Origin of the sequence: Streptomyces sp. NPDC007863 (assembly GCF_040633895.1) — a bacterium.
In the GTDB taxonomy this organism is placed as follows: Bacteria; Actinomycetota; Actinomycetes; order Streptomycetales; family Streptomycetaceae; genus Streptomyces.
Map to the genome: position 1 here is coordinate 130422 of NZ_JBEYEI010000001.1, position 16759 is coordinate 147180.

Genomic DNA, 16759 nt, shown 5'->3' on the forward strand with positions numbered 1-16759 from the left:
TCCGCCCGTGCCCCGGCCTCCCCCCTTCCCTCCCACCGTCCGGCCGTCGGCGAGTGGGCGTGCCGTCGTCACCCCATGGGGTGGGTTCCCGGGGGCGTACGCATACGGGCCAGGGGCCCCGGGGACCGTGGGACCAGCCGGGGCCCCGCGGCCCCGCACCCCCGCCGGTCGCGCCAGGACCGGCGGGTCCGCCCGCGCGCCCGGACGAAAGCGACCGCCATGCCCGTACCGCACCCGCCCGCCCCCACCGGGGTGACGCCGTGACCACCACCGCCCCCGGCACCGCCGACACCCCCCAGGTGCACTTCTGGGCCGTGCCCGACCTCACCGGCCTCGACTTCGACCCGATGCTCGCCAGGCTCCTCCACGAGGACCCGGTCACCCGGGTCCGCCTCCCGCACGGCGAGGGCCACGCCTGGCTCGTCACCCGCTACGAGGACGTCAAGTTCGTCACCGTCGACCCCCGCTTCAGCCGGCAGGCCGTCTGGGGCCGCCAGGTCACCCGCCTCGCCCCCCACTTCATCCCCATGGCCGACGCCGTCGGCTTCGCCGACCCGCCGGACCACACCCGGATGCGCCGCGTCGTCGCCCGCGCCTTCAGCGCCCGCGCGCTGCGCTCGCTGCGCGACCACGCCCAGACCGTCATGGACGGCCTGCTGGACCGGATGGCGGAGCAGGGCCCGGGAGGCCGGGACGGCAGCGGCGTCGACCTCATGGCGGCGCTCAACCGGCCCTTCCCGCTCGCCATGGTCAGCGAGCTCATGGGCGTCCCCGCCACCGACCACGCCCTCATGGCCCACTGGTCCGACACCATCATCTCGGCCGGCGCGGGACGGGAGGCCAGCGAGCGGGCCAAGGACGAGATGGGCCGGTACTTCACCGACCTCATCGCCGGCGAGCACGGCGCCGACAGCGACCAGCTCGCGGCGGTCCTCGCCGAGGCCGTCGCCGACGGCACCCTCACCGAGGAGGAGGCCGTCGGCCTCGCCGTCCTCATCCAGATCGGCGGGGCGCACGCCGTCCGCAACAACAGCGCCAACATGGTCTTCGCGCTCCTCACCCACCCCGAGCACCTGGCCAGACTCCAGGCCGAGCCCGGACTGATCCCGCAGGCCGTCGACGAGCTGCTCCGGTACATCCCGCACCGCAACGCCGTCGGCCTCTCCCGGATCGCCATGGAGGACGTCGAGGTCGGCGGGGTCCGCATCCCGGCCGGCGACCCCGTCTACGTCTCGTACCTGGCGGCCAACCGCGACCCGGAGGTCTTCGCCGAGCCGGACCGGCTCGACTTCGACCGCGCCTACAACCCGCACGTCGCCTTCGGCCACGGCCCCCACTACTGTCCCGGCGCCACCCTCGCCCGCATGGAGTCCGAGATCCTCCTCGGCTCCCTGTGGACGCGCTTCCCCGGCCTGCGGCTCGCCGTCCCCGAGGAGGAGCTCCGCTGGCAGCGCGGCGCGCTCATCCGGGGCCCCGAGACCCTTCCCGTGACCTGGTGACGGAAGGGGTGCCCCCGTGACTGCCACCGCCATCGGAGCCGCCGGCGGCCTCGTCGTCCCGCCCGGACACGGCCGAACCCTCGCCACCGCCGCCCAGCACGTCACCTTCAAGGTGACCGGCGAGCACACCCGTACGGCCTCCACCTTCGAGGTCGTCGTCCCGCCCGGCTTCGACGTCGGCGCCCACGCCCACGGCCGCAGCGAGGAGCTGTTCTACCTCCTCGACGGCGAACTCGACGTCCTCGCCTTCGAACCGCTCGTCCGCACCCGGGACAGCTGGCGGGAGTGGGAGTCGGCCTCGGGGGAGCGTGCGGTACGGGCCACCCCCGGCACCCTCATCCTCGTGCCGCCCGGCTGCCCGCACGCCTTCGCCAACCCGACGGGCGCCCCGGCCCGGATGCTCTTCCAGGCGTCCCCGCCGCCCGACCACGAGCGCTACTTCGAGGAGCTGATGGAGATCCTCGCGGAGGCGGGCGAGGGCCGCGAGGTCGACCACGCCGCCATCGAACGGCTCCGCGTCCGGTACGACATCGAGCAGATCACCCCGCTGCGGCACGAGGAGACCGGCTGAGCGGCCGGCCGGTCGGGAGCCGCGGCCCCGGAAAAGGCGTTGCCCGCCACCGCGCCGCGTCCTTGAATGGCCGCGATGAACCACGCACACACTCTCCTCGCCCTGTACGACGACCAGCTGCGGCGGGCGGCGCGGCCCGACGGGCCCGGCTGCCGGATCGAGCGCGCCGGCGCCGTCGTCCGCCAGACCGGACCCGCCCACGCCTGGAACGGCGTCCTCTGGTCGGGGCTCGACGACGGCACCGCCGACGCGGCCATCGCCGCCCAGCTCGCCCACTACCGCGCGGAGGGCGTCCCCTTCGAGTGGAAGCTGTACGGCCACGACGGGCCCGCCGACCTCGGCGCACGGCTCCTGGCCGCCGGCTTCGAGGCCGAGGAACCGGAGACGCTGCTCGTCGCGGAGGCGGCCGCGCAGGGCGGCGCCGTCGCACTGCCGGACGGCATCGAACTCCGCGACGTCACCGACCCGGAAGGCGTACGCCAGGTCGTCGAGGTCCACGAGAGGGCCTTCGGCACCGACAGCTCCGACCTCGGCCGCCGCCTCCTGGACCGGCTCGCCGCCGACCCCGGCACCGTCACCGCCGTCCTCGCCCTCGCCGACGGGGTCCCGGTCAGCGCGGCCCGTCTGGAGCTCTACCCGGGCACCGACTTCGCCGGCCTGTGGGGCGGCGGCACCGTCGAGGAGTGGCGGGGCCGGGGCCTCTACCGCGCCCTCGTCGCCCATCGCGCCCGCGTCGCCGCCGCTCACGGCCACGGCTGGCTCCAGGTCGACGCCGCCCCCACGAGCCGCCCGATCCTCCAGCGGCTCGGCTTCGTCCCGCTCACCACGACCACCCCGTACGTGCACGCCTGAGGCGCTCACGGGCCGAGGCGCCGTCAGGACGCCTTGCGGAGCGCGGTCACCGCCAGGGCGGCGCAGCCGAGGGCGATCACCGCGCAGACGGCGCCGACCGTGTTCACGCCGTTCGTGTACGCCTCCCGGGCCGCGTCGAGCACCCGGGCGGCCTGCTCCGCGGCCCCCGCCGGGAGGGCCTGCGCGGCGACCACCGCCGTGTCCGCGCCGTTCAGGACCGCCTCCTTGAGCTGCGGCGACAGGCCCTCGGGGGTCGTCACCGTGCCCTGGTAGACGGCGGTGCCGAGGCTGCCGAGGAGCGCCACGCCCAGCGCCGCGCCGAGGTCGCCGCAGACCGAGGAGAGCGCCGCCGCAGAACCGGCCCGCTCGGGCGGCGCCGAACCCACCACCAGGGCCGTACCCAGCGCCCCGATCGGACCGCCGCCGAAGAACGCCGCCACGAAACCGGCGACCAGCAGCGGCAACCCGCCCACCGGCCCCGCCAGCACCAGCAGCCCGTACCCCGCGGCCGCCACGAGCAGACCGCCGGCGACCACCAGGTACACCGGGAAGCGCCGGGCGAGCGTCGGGGCCAGCTGCGCCGCCACGATCGACGCGACCGCCGACGGCACCATCCACAGGCCCGCCTCCATCGGCGAGAGGCCCGCCACCAGCTGGAGATAGCCGGTGATGAAGAGGTAGCCCCCGCCGGTGGCGACCATCGAGACCAGCAGGATCGCCAGCGCCGCCGTGAACCCCCGCCCACGGAACAGCCCCAGGTCGAGCAGCGGATGCGCGAGCCGCCGCTGCCGCGTCACGAACGCCGTCCCGACGGCCGCGCCCGCCACGATCGTCAGCAGCGCCACGGGCGACCAGCCGTGCCGGGCCAGCTCCTTCAGCCCGTGGATCACCGGCAGCACCGCGCCCAGCGACAGGACCACGCTCAGCAGGTCCAGCGGACCGCCGCCCGGCTCCTTGTACTCCGGCAGCAGCCGGGGCGCCGCGACCAGCAGCACCAGCATCACCGGCACCCCGATGAGGAAGACCGAGCCCCACCAGAAGCGTTCGAGCAGCAGACCGCCGACCACCGGCCCCAGCGCCGTGCCCGCCATGAAGCACCCGGCCCACACGGCGATCGCCCGCCCCCGCTGCCCCGCGTCGTGGAACATGCTGTTGATCAGCGCGAGCGTCGACGGCATCAGCGTCGCCGCCGCGACACCGAGCAGCGCCCGGGCCGCGATGAGCATCTCCGCGCTGGTCGCGTACGCGGCGAGCAGCGAGGTCAGCGCCACCGCCACGGCCCCCACGAGCAGCAGCCTGCGCCGCCCGATCCGGTTGCCGAGCGCGCCCATCGTGATCAGGAAGCCGGCGATGAGGAACCCGTACACATCCATGATCCACAAGGACTGGGTGCCGGTCGGCCGCAGCGACTCCGCGAGGTGCGGCAGCGCCAGGAACAGCACGCTCTGGTCGAGCGAGATGAGCAGCGTGGGCAGCGCCAGCACGGCGAGCCCCGCCCACTCCCGGCGCCCCGCGAGCCGCTCGGCGCCCACCGGTGAGATGACGGACATGGTCGTCCCTTCCTTGCTGTGACGGTGACTTCGGGACGAGCCTGCGGGGCGGCGCTCTCGGCTTCCTCTCGGTTCTCTCCCGGTCCCCTCCCGGCGCCTCCAGGTGCTCGCCGCGATCGCCCTCCGGGGGTGATCTAGGGTGGCGGGCATGCGTTTCGGAGTGCTGGGGCCGCTGGCCGTGTGGACGGAGGACGGGACGGCGGTCGCGGTCCCCGAGGCGAAGGTCCGCGCCCTGCTCGCCTGCCTCCTGACCCACCGCGGCGAGGCGGTGCCCGCCGACCGGATCGTCGACGAGGTGTGGCCCGACGACCCGCCCGCCCGCCCCGCCCACGTGCTGCAGAACAAGGTGTGGCGGCTGCGCAGGGCCCTGGAGGAGGCCGAGCCCGGCGCCAAGGCGCTCCTGGTCTCCCGCCCGCCCGGCTACGTCCTCGAAGCGCCCCCGGGCAGCGTCGACGCCGACCGCTTCCGCGCCCTCGCCGAGCGCGCCCGCCTCACCGAGGACCCCGCCGCCCGCGCCGCCCTCCTCGGCGACGCGCTCGCCGAGTGGCGCGGCCCCGTCCTCGCCGACTTCGCAGACGAGGAGTTCGTCCGCGCCACCGCCGCCCGCCTGGAGGAGCAGCGGCTCTCCGCCCTGGAGGAGCGCGCCGAGACCCGCCTCGCCCTCGGCCTGCACGTCGAGGTCGCCGACGAACTGGGCGACGCGGTCGGCCTGCACCCGCTCCGCGAGCGGCTGCGCGCCGTCCACCTCCGCGCCCTCTACCTCTCCGGCCGGCAGAGCGAGGCGCTGACCGGATACGAGGAGGTGCGCGTCCGGCTCGCGGACGAGCTGGGCGTCGACCCCGGGCCCGAACTGACCGCCCTGCACCGGGCGATCCTCACCCAGTCCGCCGACCTGAACCCCGCGCCGAGGCCGGTGCCGACGCCCGCGCCCGCACCCGCGCCCGCCCCCTCGGCCGTGCCCGCCGCGCTCACCGGCCTGATCGGACGCGACGACGACGTCGAGGAGCTCGGCGCCCTGCTCCGCACCGGACGGCTCGTCACCCTCACCGGCTCCGGCGGCGTCGGCAAGACCCGTCTCGCCCTCGCCGCCGCCCGCGCGACGGACGCCTTCCCCGGCGGGGTACGGCTCGTGGAGCTGGCCGCCCTGGACCGCGCGGGCGGCGAACGGCGCCGGGCGACCGCGCTGGCGGAGGTCCCGGAGGCCGTCGGGCGCGCCGTCGGCGTCCGCGACGACGTGCCGCCCGCCCCGGGCACCGACCCGCTGCCGCTCGTCGAGCGGATCGCCCGCGCCCTCGGCGACGCCCCCGCCCTCCTCGTCCTCGACAACTGCGAGCACGTCGTCGAGCCCGTCGCCGCGCTCGCCGCCCGGCTCCTCGCCGCCGCGCCCGCACTGCGGATCCTCGCCACCAGCCAGGTCCCGCTCGGCCTCACCGGCGAGCACCTCCGCGAGGTCCCGCCGCTGCCCCGCCCCGAGGCGGGGGAGCACCTCGACCCGGCGGAGGCGGCGCGCTTCGGCGCGGTGGAGCTGTTCGTCGCCCGGGCCACCGCCGCCGCGCCCGGCTTCACCCTGGACGCCGTCACCGCCGGCGCCGTCGCGGCGATCTGCCGCCGCCTCGACGGGATCCCGCTCGCCCTGGAGATGGCCGCCACCCGGGTCCGCGCCCTCGGCGTCCGCGAGGTCGCCGCACGGCTCGACGACCGCTTCCGGCTGCTCGCCGTCGGCTCCCGCGACGCCCCGGCCCGGCAACGGACCCTCCGCTCGGTCCTCGACTGGAGCTGGGACCTCCTCGGCCCCGGCGAGCGGGCCGTCCTGCGCCGCCTCTCCGTCCACGCCGACGGCTGCGCCCTCGACGCCGCCGAGGAGGTCTGCGCCACGGGACCCGACCCCGCCGCCGTCCGCGACCCGGCTGCCGTGGGGGACCCGGCCGCCGTCCTCGACCCCGCTGCCGTCCTCGACCACCTCGCCCGGCTCGTCGACGCCTCCCTCGTCGTCGCCGCCCCCGCCGGTGACGACGGCGCCGTCCGCTACCGCCTCCTCGAATCCGTCGCCGCCTACGGCACGGAACGGCTCCGCGAGGCCGGCGAGACGGAGTCCGTACGCGCCGCCCACCGCGCCCACTACCTGCGGCTCGCCGAGCGCGCCGAGCCGCTGCTGCGCGGCGCTGAGCAGGGGTACTGGCTCCGCCGCCTCGACGAGGAGACCGCCAACCTCCGCGGCGCCCTCGACTCCGCCGTCGCCGCCGGGGAGGCCGAGACCGCGCTCCGGCTCGTCACCGCCCTCTGCTGGTACTGGCGGCTGCGCGGCCGGGGCGCCGAGGCCGAGCGCTCCCTCGCCGCCGCCCTCGCCGTCCCCGGCCCGGCGCCCGCCGGGCTCGTCGCCCGGGCCACGGCCTGGCTCGGCGGCGTCCGCCTCGCCTCGGGCGGCAGCGCCGACCCGCACGCCGACTACCGCTCCGCCCTGCACGCCTACGAGGACGTCCACGACCCGCTGGAGGAGGCCCGCGCCGCCTGGTTCCTCGGCTCCCACCTCTACGGCATCGGGAACGCCGCCGCGAGCGCCCGGCTCGTCGACGGCGCACTCGCCCGCTTCGAGGAGCTGGGCGACGACTGGGGAGCGGCGGCGGCCCTCGCCACCCGCTCCTTCCACGCCAAACTCCGCGGCGACTTCGGTTCCTTGCTGCGCGACGGCGAGCGGAGCCTGGAGATCTTCCGCGGACTCGGCGACGAATGGGGCCAGTTGCAGGCCATGGTGCCGCTCCAGACGCGCGCCGGGATCGTCGGGGAGTACGCGTACGCCGGCGAACTCCACCGCGTCTGCCTGGACATCGCGCTCCGGTTGGACCTGCGCCGCGAGGTCTCCTTCCAGCTCTCCGGCCTCGGCCGGGTCGCCCTGCTCACCCGGGAGTACGGCGAGGCGCGGGAGTTCCACGAGCGGGCCAGGCGGATCGCCGTCGAACAGACCGACAGCTTCGGCGAGCAGTACGCGGAGATCGGCCTCGGCATGGGCGCCCGCAGGGAGGGCGACCTCGACGCCGCCGAGGCCCACATGCGCAACGTCCTCGAAACCCACCGCCGCATGGGCTACGAGCCCGGCATGCCCGCCCTGATCCTCGCCGAGCTCGGCTTCTCCGCCGAACTGCGCGGTGACGCGGAGCGCGCCCTGCAGCTCCAGCGCTCCGGTCTCGCCGCCGCCCGGGCGACCGGCGACCCGCGGGCGCTCGCCCTCGGCCTGGAGGGCCTCGCGGGGGCCGTCTCCCTGGCCGGCGACGCGCCCCGCGCGGCCCGCCTCCTCGGCGCGGCGGCCGCCGTCCGCGCCTCGGTCGGCGTCCCCCTCCCGGAGGGCGAGCACGACGACGTCCTCCGCGTCACCGCCCGCGCCCGAGCGGCCCTGGGCCCGGAGGCGTACGAGAGGGAGTACGCCCGCGGCGTCGAGCTGGGCCCCGAGACGGACGGGGACCGGAGCGCGGACGAACCGGCCTGAGCGGCATGCCCTGGCCGTCAGGCCGGCGGCGGGTGGCTCAGGGCGCCGGCCAGTGGGCCGGTCGGTCGAAGCCGTCCGGGAGGACGGTCCTCGCGTCGCCGCGCGCCGAGTTCAGCTGCGGCTGGGTGAGGAAGAGGGCGTCCGTCAGGACGGCCCCGGAGAGGTCCGCGTCCCGCAGGTCGGCGCCGATCAGGTCCGCCAGGGTGAGGTCCGCGCCCGTCAGGTCGGCGGCGATCAGGAGCGCGCCGCGCAGGTCGGTGCCCCGCAGCTTCGCCCCGCGCAGCCGCTTGCCGATGAGGTCCGCGCCCCGCCGGCCGCGCGGCTTGCCGCCCGCCGTGGCGCGGACGAGCTCGCTGGTCCGCAGCAGCAGCGGATTGACCTCGGCCCGCACGGGGCCGACGTCCAGCTTCTCCAGCTCGGCGGCCGGCAGCGCGGTCAGCGCCTCGACCCGGCCGAGCGCCGTGCGCAGCTCGCCGTGGATCCGGCGGGCGGCCGGCCGCTCCAGCGCCTCCGTGAGGTAGCGCAGCAGCTCGTGGAGCTGCCGCATCACCGGGAAGACCTCGTACATCTGCCGGGCGGTCTCCGGTGCCTCCCGCCAGGACACGCCGCCGAAGGTCACCTGGGAGACCCGCTGACCGGCGCCGAAGCAGTCGTACACCGTGCACCCCTGGAAACCGCTCGGCCGCAGCCGGGTGTGGATCCCGCAGCGGAAGTCGTCCTGGAGGTTGCGGCACGGGTCGCCGGCGGACTTGTTCACGGCGAAGTCCGCCGACTTGGCGAACGGCAGCGCCACACAGCACAGACCGAAGCACTGCGCGCAGTCGCCGCGCAGGGCGGATTCCCGGGTGTCGGGCACGGTGGAACGGTTCCTTCACGGCTCGGAGACGATCCGCCCACCGTATCGCGCCCCCGGTGGCCGGCCGGCGCCGTGGCCGTCACGCTCCCCGCGAAACCGATGGCCCCGGCAGCCCCGCCCGACGAGGATCACGACCATGCCGACGTTCACGCCACACGACGGAGTCGCCCTCGCCTACCGGGTCCGGGGCGAGGGCCCGGGACGGCCCCTGGTCTGCCTGATCGGCGATCCGGGGGATCCAAGCGATCCAAGCGATCCAAGCGATCCGAGGGAACCGGAGGAGCTGACGCGGCTCGCCGGGCAGCGGCCCCGCGTCACGCTGCGCTCCCGCGACGCGGACGGACGTCCCCTTCCGGCCGCCGCCGTCGACGCTCTCCGCGTCCACCTCGGACAGGAGCGGATCGACCTCATCGGCCACCTGGCGGGCGGCGAACTCGCCGTCCGGTACGCCGCCCTGCACCCCGACCGCGTCCGCTCCCTCGTCCTCGTCACCCCGGGCCCCGGCCCGGATCCCGCCTTCTCCCCGGAGCGGGCCCGGCGGGCGCTCGCCGCGCTCACCGCTCCGGTCCTCTTCCTGGAGCGCGGACCCGAAGACGCGGAGTCGGACGCCGTCGCCCGCGCGGTCGCCGCCTTCCTCGACCCCGCCGTCCGCACGGTCGTCGTCGACGGCGTGCGGCTCGCCTACCGGGTCGCGGGACCCGAGGACGGCCGGCCGGTCGTCCTGGTCCACGGACGCGGCGAGTCCTCCACGACCTGGGGTCCGGTCATGGAGGACCTGGCCGTCGACCATCGGGTGTACGCGGTGGATCTGCGCGGGCACGGGCTCAGCGACCGCCCGGGCGGTTACGGCTTCGATGTCCTCCGCGACGAGCTGGGCGGTTTCCTCAAGGCGCTCGGCCTCGCCGGCGCGACCGTCGTCGCCCACTCGATGGGCGCCGGCGCCGCGTGCCTCCTCGCCCAGCGCGAGCCGGCACTCGTCGGCCGCCTCGTCCTGGAGGAGCCGCCGGCCTTCGTGCCGCTCGACCCGCCGCGCCCGGTGGCGGACCGCCCCGAGGGCCGCCTCGCCTTCGACTGGGAGATCGTCCCCACCACGGACGCCCAGCTCAACGCCCCGGAGCCGGCCTGGCGGGCCGGGCTCCCCGCGATCGCGGCCCCCACCCTGGTGCTGGCCGGCGGCCCGGCCAGCCACATCCCGCAGGACCAGCTGGCCGGGCTCGCCGAGGCCGTACCGGACGCCCGCCTGGTCACCATCGAGGCGGGACACCTCATCCACGAGGCCCGCCCGGCCGCCTTCCTCGCCGCGATCAGGGAGTTCGGCACGGGCTGAGCTCCGTTGGCGGCCGGGGCGGGAGGCTCTAGTCGCGCCCCTCCGCGTCCGCGTCCGCGTCCGCCTCCGTCGCGACGGCCTTCGCCCAGCGGTAGTCCGCCTTGCCGCTCGGCGAGCGCTGGACGCGGTCGGTGAGGACCAGCTGGCGGGGCACCTTGTAGCCGGCGAGGTGGCGGCGGCAGTGGTCCTGGACGGCCGCCAGGTCCAGCGGGGCCGTGCCCTCGCGCTGCTGGACGACGGCGGCCACGTGGCTGCCCCAGGTCGCGTCCGGCACGCCCGCGACCAGCGCGTCGTAGACGTCGGGGTGCGACTTGAGGGCCTGCTCGACCTCCTCCGGGTAGACCTTCTCGCCGCCGGTGTTGATGCACTGGGAGCCGCGGCCGAGGACGGTCACCACGCCGTCCGCGTCGACCGTGGCCATGTCCCCGAGCAGGACCCAGCGCACCCCGTCCCGCTCGAAGAAGGTCTCCGCCGTCTTCGCGGGGTCGTTGTAGTAGCCGAGCGGCACGTGCCCGCGCTGGGCGAGGCGGCCGACCGCGCCGACGGCGACGGGGGCGAGGGTGACCTGGTCGACGACCTGCGTGCGCTCGTTGACGTGCAGCCGGAAGCCCTTCTCGGGGCCGGAGTCGTCGGTGGCCCGGCCGTTCGAACCGGACTCGGTGGAACCGAAGTTGTTCAGCAGGACGACGTTCGGCATCAGCTCGCGCAGCTGCGCCCGTACGGTCTCCGACATGATCGCGCCGGAGGAGGAGAGGCTGAACAGCGCGGACAGGTCCGTGCCCCGTTGCGGCCCGGCGAGCGCGTCGATCAGCGGGCGCAGCATCGCGTCCCCGACCAGGGAGATGCTGGACACCTTCTCCTTCTCCAGGGTCCGCAGCACCTCCTCGGGCACGTACTTGCGGTGCAGGACGACCCGCTGGCCGTAGTGGAACGCGATGAAGGTCGTGAGCGTGGAGGTGCCGTGCATGAGGGGCGGCGCGGGGAAGAAGGTGAGGCCGGCGCCGCCCGCGGCGACCCGCTCGGCGAGTTCCTCGGGCCGCTTGACCGGCTCGCCGGCCGGATCCCCGCCGAAGAGGCCGGCGAAGAACAGGTCCTCCTGGCGCCACAGCACGCCCTTGGGCATGCCGGTGGTGCCGCCGGTGTAGATGATGAAGAGGTCGTCGCCGGAGCGGGCCGCGAAGCCGCGCCCCGGCTCCGCGGCCGCCTCCGCCTCTTCGAGCGGTACGGAGCCGAGGGCGGCGGCGTCCTCGGGCGGGGTCCCCACCCGCACGAGGTGCCGCAGTTTCCCGCACCGGGGCAGGGCCGCCGCCACGCGGTCCGTGAACTCGGCGTCGTACACCAGGGCGGTGAGGTCCGCGTCCCGGTAGAGGTAGACCAACTCCTCTTCGACATAACGGTAGTTGACGTTCACCGGCACGATCCTGGCCTTCAGGCAGGCGAGGACGGTCTGGAGGTACTCGACGCCGTTGTACAGGTGGAGCCCCAGGTGCTCGCCGGGGCGGACGCCCGCGTCGAGGAGGTGGTGGGCCAGCCGGTTGGCCGCCTCGTCGAGTTCGGCGTAGGTGAGCCGGCGCTCGGCGCCGGTGCCCGGGTGGTCGACGTAGACCAGCGCCTCGCGCTCCGGCACCACGTCCACGACCGATTCGAACAGGTCGGCAAGGTTGTACTCCACCGTTCCTCCTGACCCCGGCGCGTTCGGACTCGGGCGGTCATTAGAGCGCCGCCGGGTCGAGGTGGGAAGGGGGTGCGTCAAACAATCTGACTGAGTGTCAGAAAACTATTGAACTGCCTTCGACACTCCTGCAACCTGTTCCAGAACTGGAGACGGGAGATGCATGCCCATGGCCGGCACCGAACACCTCACCGTGCGGCGCGAAGGCGCCACGCTCGTCCTCACCCTGAACCGCCCCGAGGCGAAGAACGCCCTGTCGCTGCCGATGCTCGTCGGCCTCTACGACGGCTGGCTGGAGGCCGACGCGGACGACGCCGTACGGTCGATCGTCCTCACCGGCTCCGGCGGCGCCTTCTGCGCCGGCATGGACCTCAAGGCCCTCGCCGGCCGGGGCATGGCCGGAGAGGCCCACCGCGACCGGATGCGGGCCGACCCCGACCTGCACTGGAAGGCGATGCTCCGCCACCACCGGCCGCGCAAGCCCGTCATCGCCGCGGTCGAGGGCGCGTGCGTGGCCGGCGGTACGGAGATCCTCCAGGGCACGGACATCCGCGTCGCCGGCGCCTCCGCCACCTTCGGCCTCTTCGAGGTCCGCCGCGGGCTCTTCCCCATCGGCGGGTCCACCGTCCGCCTGCCCCGCCAGATCCCCCGGACCCACGCCCTCGAAATGCTCCTCACCGGCCGTCCCTACACGGCCGACGAGGCCGCCCGCATCGGCCTGATCGGGCGCGTCGTCCCCGACGGCCAGGCCCTCGACACGGCACTCGACCTGGCCGAACGCATCAACGCCTGCGGCCCCCTGGCCGTCGAGGCGGTGAAGGCCTCCGTCTACGAGACGGCCGAACTGACGGAGACGGAGGGCCTGGCGGCGGAGCTGAAACGAGGCTGGCCGATCTTCGACACGGCCGACGCGAAGGAAGGCGCCAGGGCCTTCACGGAGAAGCGCCCCCCGCGCTACCGCCGCGAGTAGCCCGCCCCGCGCCCGTCCCGGATCCGGGGGCTCCCGCCTCCGGCCCCGCGCCTCAAACGCCGGTGAACCGGGAACCGGGACTCAGCCCCGGACCCGCGCCGCACGTGCCGACGAGGCTGGATGGGTCCAGCGCCGCGAAGCGCGGCGGGGGAGGGGGCCGGAGCACTGCTCCGGCCCGGGGGCCGGATACGGGGCTCCGCCCCGGACCCCGCGCCTCGAACGCCGCCCGGGCTGGAAGTGGCTCGGCCCGGACTCAAGCCCGGACGGACCCCGTGCCTTGTGCTCTGGGCCGGATTCCAGTCCAGCCTCCGCGCTTCGAACGCGGGCGGGGGCGGGTTGGGCTCGGCCCCCGAGCCCGGTTCAGGGCCGTGCTTCGAACGCCGTAAGGCGATTCGGGGCGCTGCCCGAGCTTTCGTGCCTCGCACGCCGGGAGAGGCGGGCAGTTCAGCCCGTCCGGCGTTTGAGGACGCGGCCGAAGGTCGTACGGGGGTCCGGGGGCGGAGCCCCTGGTTCCGGGAAGGGGCGGGGTGGGGGAGAGGCCCCGCGCAGCGGCCCCGCACCCGCACGGCCCCGCACCCGCACCCGCACACCTCCGTCCGCCCCACACGCTCCGGCTCCCACCTCCGCCTCCCGCTCCCACCTCCCTGCCCCGTCCCCCCCGGCCCCCCGCCCAGCACAGCCCCACCCCCCCCCGCCCACAGAAAGGTCCGCCCATGACTCTCTCCCCTCCACCCCCCTCGCCCCCCGACCCCCTCCGCGCCCCCCTCGTCGTCGAGTTTCCGTTCACGCGGTCCCTCGGGCCCGTCCAGTCCGCGTTCCTCACCGGGCTGCGCGAGCGCACCGTGCTCGGGGTGCGTACCGAGGCGGGTGGGGTGCTCGTGCCGCCCGTCGAGTACGACCCGGAGAGCGCCGCCGAGCTGCGGGAGCTCGTCGAGGTGGAGCCGACCGGGACCGTCACCACCTGGGCGTGGAACCACGAGCCGAGGCGCGGGCAGCCGCTCGGTACGCCGTTCGCCTGGGTCCTCGTGCGGCTCGACGGCGCCGACACGGCGCTCCTGCACGTCCTCGACGCCCCCGGCCCGGACGCCGTCCACACCGGCATGCGGGTGCGGATCCGCTGGGCCGCCGAGCGGACCGGCGCCATCACGGACATCGCCTGCTTCGAGGCGTACGAGGGGGAGGGGGAAGGGGGCCAACCCGCCCCGCACGGCGGGGAGTTCGAAGGGGGCGCCGTCACGGGCGTCGTCGCCCCCGCCCGTCTCGACTACACCTACAGCCCGGGCCGCGCCCAGACCCGCTACCTCCACGCGCTCGCCGAGCGCCGTACGGTCGGCGAGCGCTGCCCCTCCTGCGCCAAGGTGTACGTCCCGCCCCGCGGCGCCTGCCCGACCTGTGGGATCGCGACCACCGATCAGGTGGAGGTCGGTCCCCGCGGCACCGTCACCACCTTCTGCATCGTCAACATCAAGGCGAAGAGCCTGGACATCGAAGTCCCGTACGTCTACGCCCACATCGCCCTCGACGGCGCGGGTCTCGCCCTGCACGGGCGGATCGGCGGGATCCCGTACGACCAGGTCCGGATGGGGCTGCGGGTGGAGCCCGTGTGGAGCGAGGACGGGCGGTATCCCGACCACTACCGGCCCACCGGCGAGCCCGACGCCGACTACGACACGTACAAGGAGCTGCTGTGACGCCGGACCGAGAGGTGGCGATCGTCGCGTTCGCCCAGAGCGACCACCGGCGGCGCACGGACGACCTGTCCGAGGTCGAGATGGTGATGCCGGTGCTGCACGAGGTGCGGCGGCAGACCGGGCTGAAGGCCGCCGACATCGGCTTCACCTGCTCCGGCTCCTCCGACTACCTGGCCGGCCGGGCCTTCTCCTTCACCATGGCCCTCGACGGCGTCGGCGCCTGGCCGCCGATCTCCGAGTCGCACGTCGAGGCGGACGGCGCCTGGGCCCTCTACGAGGCGTGGGTGAAGCTGCTGACCGGCGAGGCCGACACCGCGCTCGTGTACTCCTACGGGAAGTCCTCGCCCGGGTCCGTCCGGGACGTGCTGAGCCGGCAGCTCGATCCGTACTACCTGGCGCCGCTCTGGCCGGACTCCGTCGCCCTCGCCGCGCTCCAGGCGCAGGCCCTCGTCGACGCCGGGCACACCGACGAGCCGGCGCTCGCCGCGATCGCCGCCCGCAGCAGGGAGGACGCGCGGGCGAACCCGCACGCCCAGCTGCCCGGCGCCCGCCCGCAGGGCGAGTACGTCGTCCGGCCGCTGCGCACGGGCGACTGCCCGCCGGTGGGGGACGGGGCCGCCGCCGTCGTCCTCGCCGTCGGCGACCGGGCCCGCGAGCTGTGCGCGCGGCCCGCCTGGATCCGCGGCATGGACCACCGCATCGAGGCGCATTCCCCCGGCGTCCGCGACCTCACCGACTCGCCGTCCACCCGCCTCGCCGCCGAACGCGCCGGCGTCTTCGAACGGCCCGTGGACACCGCCGAACTCCACGCGCCCTTCACCGCGCAGGAGGTCGTCCTGCGCAGGGCCCTGGGTCTCGACGACAGCGTGACGGTCAACCCGTCCGGCGGCGCGCTCGCCGCCAACCCCATGATGGCCGCGGGACTCGTCCGGCTCGGCGAGGCCGCCGCCCGCATCCACCGCGGGGAGTCCGACCGTGCCCTCGCCCACGCCACCTCAGGGCCCTGCCTCCAGCAGAACCTGGTCGCCGTCCTGGAAGGGGACCCCCGATGAGCAAGGAGCCCGTCGCGATCGTCGGCGTCGGCCAGACCAAGCACGTCGCCGCCCGCCACGACGTCTCCCTCGCGGGACTCGTCCGCGAGGCCGCCGTGCGGGCCCTCGCCGACGCCGAGCTGACCTGGGCGGACGTCGACGCCGTCGTCATCGGGAAGGCGCCCGACTTCTTCGAGGGCGTCATGATGCCGGAGCTGTACCTCGCCGACGCCCTCGGCGCCGTCGGCAAGCCGATGCTCCGCGTCCACACCGCGGGGTCCGTCGGCGGCTCCACCGCCCTCGTCGCCGCCAACCTCGTCGCCGCCCGCGTCCACCGGACCGTCCTCACCCTCGCCTTCGAGAAGCAGTCCGAGTCGAACGCCATGTGGGGGCTCTCGCTGCCCGTGCCGTTCCAGCAGCCCCTCCTCGCGGGTGCGGGCGGTTTCTTCGCCCCGCACGTCCGCGCCTACATGCGGCGCACCGGCGCCCCCGACACGATCGGCTCCCTCGTCGCGTACAAGGACCGCCGCAACGCGCTGAAGAACCCCTACGCCCACCTCCACGAGCACGACCTCACCCTGGAGAAGGTGCAGGCCTCGCCCATGCTGTGGGACCCCATCCGGTACTCGGAGACCTGCCCGTCCTCCGACGGCGCCTGCGCCATGGTCCTCACCGACCGGGCGGGCGCGGACCGGGCGCCGCGCCCCGCCGCCTGGGTGCACGGCGGGGCCATGCGCAGCGAGCCGACCCTCTTCGCCGGCAAGGACTTCGTCTCGCCGCGGGCGGGCCGCGACTGCGCAGCCGACGTCTACCGGCAGGCGGGGATCACCGACCCGCGCCGGCAGATCGACGCCGTCGAGATGTACGTGCCGTTCTCCTGGTACGAGCCGATGTGGCTGGAGAACCTCGGCTTCGCCGCCGAGGGCGAGGGCTGGAAGCTCACCGAGTCCGGCGTCACCGAACTCGACGGCGACCTGCCCGTGAACCCCTCCGGCGGCGTCCTCTCCACCAACCCGATCGGCGCCTCCGGCATGATCCGCTTCGCCGAGGCCGCCCTCCAGGTACGGGGGGAGGCCGGTGAGCACCAGGTGGACGGCGCCCGCAGGGCCCTCGGCCACGCCTACGGCGGCGGCGCCCAGTTCTTCGCCATGTGGCTGGTGGGCGCCGAGCCGCCGGCCGGCTGAGGGCGGCCGGCGGTCAGGGCGGCCCGAAGGCTCCGGGCCGTCCGGGCCGTCCGGGCCGTCCGGGCCGTCCGGGCC

The 16759-nt window shown here is 75.5% G+C and carries 12 protein-coding genes; 9 read left to right on the plus strand and 3 right to left on the minus strand.

The features are described 5' to 3' along the window. Positions 1–260: 260 nt before the first annotated feature. The 3 genes from ABZ621_RS00555 to ABZ621_RS00565 all read left to right on the plus strand — a co-directional run bounded on the left by ABZ621_RS00555 (position 261) and on the right by ABZ621_RS00565 (position 2922). Entirely contained in the window at positions 261–1499 is a 1239-nt protein-coding gene (locus ABZ621_RS00555; RefSeq protein ID WP_360599151.1) for a cytochrome P450, read from the plus strand. Between the two features lie 31 nt (positions 1500–1530). Further along, positions 1531–2070, plus strand: coding sequence for a cupin domain-containing protein (locus ABZ621_RS00560; protein ID WP_360599883.1), 540 nt, complete (start codon positions 1531–1533; stop codon positions 2068–2070). Positions 2071–2145: 75 nt separating this feature from the next. After that, entirely contained in the window at positions 2146–2922 is a 777-nt protein-coding gene (locus ABZ621_RS00565) for a GNAT family N-acetyltransferase (protein ID WP_360599153.1), read from the plus strand. A gap of 23 nt (positions 2923–2945) precedes the next feature. Here ABZ621_RS00565 and ABZ621_RS00570 read toward each other — a convergent pair whose 3' ends face one another. Further along, the gene (locus ABZ621_RS00570; RefSeq protein WP_360599155.1) at positions 2946–4472 is read right to left on the minus strand and encodes an MFS transporter; all 1527 of its coding nucleotides are present in this window, start codon (positions 4470–4472) and stop codon (positions 2946–2948) included. A gap of 148 nt (positions 4473–4620) precedes the next feature. Here ABZ621_RS00570 and ABZ621_RS00575 point away from each other — a divergent pair, with 148 nt between their 5' ends. Continuing rightward, positions 4621–7953 carry a BTAD domain-containing putative transcriptional regulator gene (locus ABZ621_RS00575; protein ID WP_360599157.1) on the plus strand — a complete coding sequence of 1111 codons (3333 nt, stop codon included), beginning with the start codon at positions 4621–4623 and terminating at the stop codon, positions 7951–7953. 37 nt (positions 7954–7990) lie between these two features. Here ABZ621_RS00575 and ABZ621_RS00580 read toward each other — a convergent pair whose 3' ends face one another. Beyond that, complete coding sequence (locus ABZ621_RS00580; protein ID WP_360599159.1) at positions 7991–8809, minus strand: pentapeptide repeat-containing protein; 819 nt, start codon at positions 8807–8809, stop codon at positions 7991–7993. 136 nt (positions 8810–8945) lie between these two features. Between ABZ621_RS00580 and ABZ621_RS00585 the strand changes: the two genes are divergently transcribed. Then, positions 8946–10136 (plus strand): alpha/beta fold hydrolase, encoded by a 1191-nt coding sequence (locus ABZ621_RS00585; RefSeq protein ID WP_360599161.1) that lies wholly within the window; start codon positions 8946–8948, stop codon positions 10134–10136. Between the two features lie 28 nt (positions 10137–10164). Here the strand turns inward: ABZ621_RS00585 and ABZ621_RS00590 are convergent, their stop codons facing one another. Next, positions 10165–11808, minus strand: coding sequence for an acyl-CoA synthetase (locus ABZ621_RS00590; protein WP_360599163.1), 1644 nt, complete (start codon positions 11806–11808; stop codon positions 10165–10167). Positions 11809–11977: 169 nt separating this feature from the next. On the opposite strand from ABZ621_RS00590, the gene ABZ621_RS00595 reads away from it, so the two are divergent. The 4 genes from ABZ621_RS00595 to ABZ621_RS00610 all read left to right on the plus strand — a co-directional run bounded on the left by ABZ621_RS00595 (position 11978) and on the right by ABZ621_RS00610 (position 16684). Beyond that, complete coding sequence (locus ABZ621_RS00595) at positions 11978–12778, plus strand: crotonase/enoyl-CoA hydratase family protein (protein ID WP_360599165.1); 801 nt, start codon at positions 11978–11980, stop codon at positions 12776–12778. Between the two features lie 713 nt (positions 12779–13491). Continuing rightward, positions 13492–14469 (plus strand): OB-fold domain-containing protein, encoded by a 978-nt coding sequence (locus ABZ621_RS00600; RefSeq protein WP_360599167.1) that lies wholly within the window; start codon positions 13492–13494, stop codon positions 14467–14469. Then, the gene (locus ABZ621_RS00605) at positions 14466–15521 is read left to right on the plus strand and encodes a thiolase domain-containing protein (RefSeq protein ID WP_360599169.1); all 1056 of its coding nucleotides are present in this window, start codon (positions 14466–14468) and stop codon (positions 15519–15521) included. The genes ABZ621_RS00600 and ABZ621_RS00605 overlap by 4 nt, the downstream gene beginning before the upstream one ends. Next, complete coding sequence (locus ABZ621_RS00610) at positions 15518–16684, plus strand: thiolase domain-containing protein (protein ID WP_360599171.1); 1167 nt, start codon at positions 15518–15520, stop codon at positions 16682–16684. Before ABZ621_RS00605 ends, ABZ621_RS00610 begins: the two co-directional genes overlap by 4 nt. The last annotated feature ends 75 nt before the right edge of the window (positions 16685–16759 follow it).